The organism is Thioalkalivibrio sp., from assembly GCF_007692535.1.
GTDB lineage: Bacteria > Pseudomonadota > Gammaproteobacteria > Ectothiorhodospirales > Ectothiorhodospiraceae > Thioalkalivibrio.
Map to the genome: position 1 here is coordinate 1 of NZ_REBW01000019.1, position 3,411 is coordinate 3,411.

The following is a 3,411-nucleotide window of genomic DNA, read 5'->3' on the forward strand; positions in this document are numbered from 1 at the left end:
AGGAGGCCAGCCCCTGGCCGATGGGGTTCCCGGCTCCAGATCGGCGAGAGGGCTTGCCTCCTACGGGGGAAAGCCAATGCGGGGAGTGCGTTATGCAAGCCAGAACGGCCTGCGGAGCTTGCGCGACAATCAGGAAAGCGGGAGCCAACTCCCGCATTCCAAAGTGTCACACCTCGGCGAGGTGGCCCTTGATCTCCAGCCACTGCTTGCGGTCGCCGGCCCGTTTTTTCGCGAGCAGCATGTCCAGGAGGCTCGCGGTGTCGTCGCCGTCCTCGACGGTCAGGCGCACCAGGCGGCGGGTGTCCGGATTCATCGTCGTCTCGCGCAACTGCAGCGGGTTCATCTCGCCCAGGCCCTTGAACCGGGTCACTGCAACCTTCCCGCGCCGTTTCTCGGCGACGATGCGGTCGAGGATGCCCTGACGCTCGGCATCGTCGAGGGCGTAAAAGACCTCCTTGCCGACGTCGACCCGGAACAGCGGCGGCATCGCCACGTAGACGTGCCCGCCCTCGACCAGCGGCCGGAAATGGCGCACGAACAGCGCGCAGAGCAGCGTGGCGATGTGGGCGCCGTCGGAATCCGCATCGGCCAGGATGCAGACCTTGCCGTAGCGAAGGCCTTCCAGCTTGGCGCTGCCGGGGTCCACGCCCACCGCCACGCTGATGTCGTGGATCTCCTGCGATCCCAGGACCTGGTCGGGATCGACCTCCCAGGAATTCAGGATCTTGCCCCGCAGCGGCATGATTGCCTGAAACTCGCGGTCGCGCGCCTGCTTCGCGGAGCCGCCGGCGGAATCGCCCTCGACCAGGAACAGTTCTGTGCGGGCCAAATCCTGGCTGGCGCAATCGGCCAGCTTTCCGGGCAGCGTCGGCCCCTGGGTCAGCTTCTTGCGCACCACCTTGCGCCCGGCGCGTTGGCGCTTCTGGGCATTCTGGATCGCCAGTTCGGCGATGCGCTCGCCCATCGTCGGATGCTGGTTCAGCCACAGGCTGAAGCTGTCCTTGACCACCCCGGCGACGAACGGCGCCGCCTCGCGAGAGGACAGCCGTTCCTTGGTCTGTCCCGCGAAGCCCGGATCCTGCATCTTGAACGAGACGACGTAGGCGACCCGCTCCCAGACATCGTCCGGGGCCAGCTTCACGCCCCGCGGCATCAGGCTGCGGAACTCGCAGAACTCCCGCACCGCCTCGGTGAGTCCGGTGCGCAGACCGTTCACATGGGTGCCGCCCAACGGGGTCGGGATGAGGTTCACGTAGCTCTCGGCCACCCCCTCGCCGCCCTCGGGCAGCCACAGAACCGCCCAGTCCACCGCCTCCTTCTGCCCGGCCACCGAGCCCATGAACGGGTCATCCGGCAGCCGCTCCAGCCCCTCCAGCGCCTCGACCAGGTAGTCCTTGAGACCGTCAGCGTAATGCCAATGGCACTGCTCGCCGGTGACCTCGTCGGCGAAGCTCACGTTCAGACCCGGGCACAGCACCGCCTTGGCCCGCAGCACGTGTTTCAGCCGCGGCACCGAGAACCGGGGGCTGTCGAAGTACTGCGGATCGGGCCAGAACTGCAGCCGGGTACCGGTGTTGCGCTTGGCGACCTCGCTCACGACCTCGAGGTCGCTGACCTTGTGACCGCCGGCAAAGGCCATGTTGTACTCCCGGCCGTCCCGGCGGATCCAGACCTCGAGATGCTTCGACAGGGCGTTCACCACCGACACGCCGACGCCGTGCAGTCCGCCGGAGAACTGGTAGTTCTTGTCCGAAAACTTGCCGCCCGCGTGCAGGCGGCCCAGGATCACCTCGACACCGGGACACTTTTCGCGTGGATGCTCGTCCACCGGCATGCCGCGGCCGTCGTCGGTCACCGACAGGGAACCATCCTTGTGCAGGGTCAGGTCAATGTTTTTCGCGAAGCCGCTGATGGCCTCGTCGACCGAGTTGTCGATGACTTCCTGGGCCAGATGATTGGGCCGCGAGGTGTCGGTGTACATCCCCGGGCGCTTGCGGACCGGGTCCAGTCCCTCGAGGACTTCAATGTCGGATGCGGAATAACTCACCTGCGGCCTTCCTCCGGATGTCGGCAGGCCGTAGTGTAGTGCGGCGCGTGCCCCTGGCGCACGGCCCCGCCCCGGGAAATGCGATACCGCGTGCTTGAAATCGCCGCATCCGGCCCGACAATGTCCACAGACAACCGTTTCCGGAGTTCTTCATGGTAGAAGCAACCAACGACCTTCTCGACGTCACCGCCGGCAACTTCGAGGCAGCCGTCATCGAGGAGTCCTTCCGCCGTCCGGTGCTGGTCGACTTCTGGGCCGACTGGTGTGCTCCCTGCAAGATGCTGATGCCGGTGCTGGCGAAGCTGGTCGACGAGTACGGCGGCAAGGTCCGACTGGCCAAGGTCAACAGTGACGAGCAGCAGGGCCTCGCCAGCCAGTTCGGCGTGCGCAGCCTGCCGACAGTCATGTGCTTCCGCCATGGACAGCCGGTCGACCAGTTCATGGGCGTGCAGCCCGAATCGGCGATCCGCGCCATCATCGACCGGCATGTGGAGCGGCCCTCGGACCGGATCCGGGAACAGGCGCTGGCGAAGCTGGAAGCGGGCGATGCCGCCGGCGCCGTCGCGGACATGCAGTCGGCGGTTGCGAGCGATCCCGACCACCATGCGCTGAAGGTCGATCTTGCCCGGGCATTGCTGGATGCCGGCGACCCCGAGGGCGCAGAGGCGCAGCTGAACCTGCTGCCGATGGACGTGCACGAACAGGAAGCCGTGAAACAGCTGCGGGCCCGTCTGGTCTTCGCGAAGACGCTGAGCGGCGCCGACCTTGCGGCACTCGAGCAGGTGGTCCGCGACAACGAGGATGACCCGGAGGGGCTCGAGCGGCTTGCCGCGGCCTACATGGTCGCCGGGCGCAACGAAGAGGCGCTGGAACTGTATCTGAAGCTGATGCAGCGCCACCGGGGCTACAAGGAAAATGCCGGGCACAAAGGCATGCTCGCCGCGTTCGAGGTACTCGGACCCCGGCACGAACTGGTCAACCAGTATCGCCGGAAGATGGTCTCCCTGCTGTACTGATCCCCGACGGTGAAGGTCCACCCGCCCTGCATGCGGGTACTGGCGGCACGTCCCTGCGCCGAAGGGTGCCGTCGCGCAAACGCGAAGCGCCTATGGACTGCGGCGGCTTGCCGCCGCTTTGGGCGGCTGGGTTGGCGCCGGTGCCGAATAGCGGGAGCCGCAAGCGGTAGGTCGGGTTAGCCCATGGGGCGTAACCCGACGGGTCTCGCACCCACCCATGGCCGCAAAGCAGCGTCCTCCCCGGAACGTCGGGTTACGCTACGCTAACCCGACCTACAGCACTTTGGGCGGCTGGGTTGGCGCCGGTGCCGGATAGCGGGAGCCGCAAACGGTAGGTCGGGTTAGCCC

The 3,411-nt window shown here is 66.7% G+C and carries 2 protein-coding genes; one reads left to right on the forward strand and one right to left on the reverse strand.

Annotated elements, in window-relative coordinates:
• Positions 1-166: 166 nt before the first annotated feature.
• Entirely contained in the window at positions 167-2,047 is a 1,881-nt protein-coding gene (gene parE / locus EA346_RS00285) for a DNA topoisomerase IV subunit B (protein WP_296754169.1), read from the reverse strand.
• Between the two features lie 152 nt (positions 2,048-2,199).
• On the opposite strand from parE, the gene trxA reads away from it, so the two are divergent.
• Positions 2,200-3,063, forward strand: a complete 864-nt coding sequence (trxA, locus tag EA346_RS00290) for a thioredoxin (RefSeq protein ID WP_296754172.1) — start codon at positions 2,200-2,202, stop codon at positions 3,061-3,063.
• The last annotated feature ends 348 nt before the right edge of the window (positions 3,064-3,411 follow it).

What these genes read in the sequence shown, in the direction of transcription:
- trxA (WP_296754172.1), top strand. Translation starts at nt 2,200, where the DNA reads ATGGTAGAAGCAACCAACGACCTTCTCGACGTCACCGCCGGCAACTTC.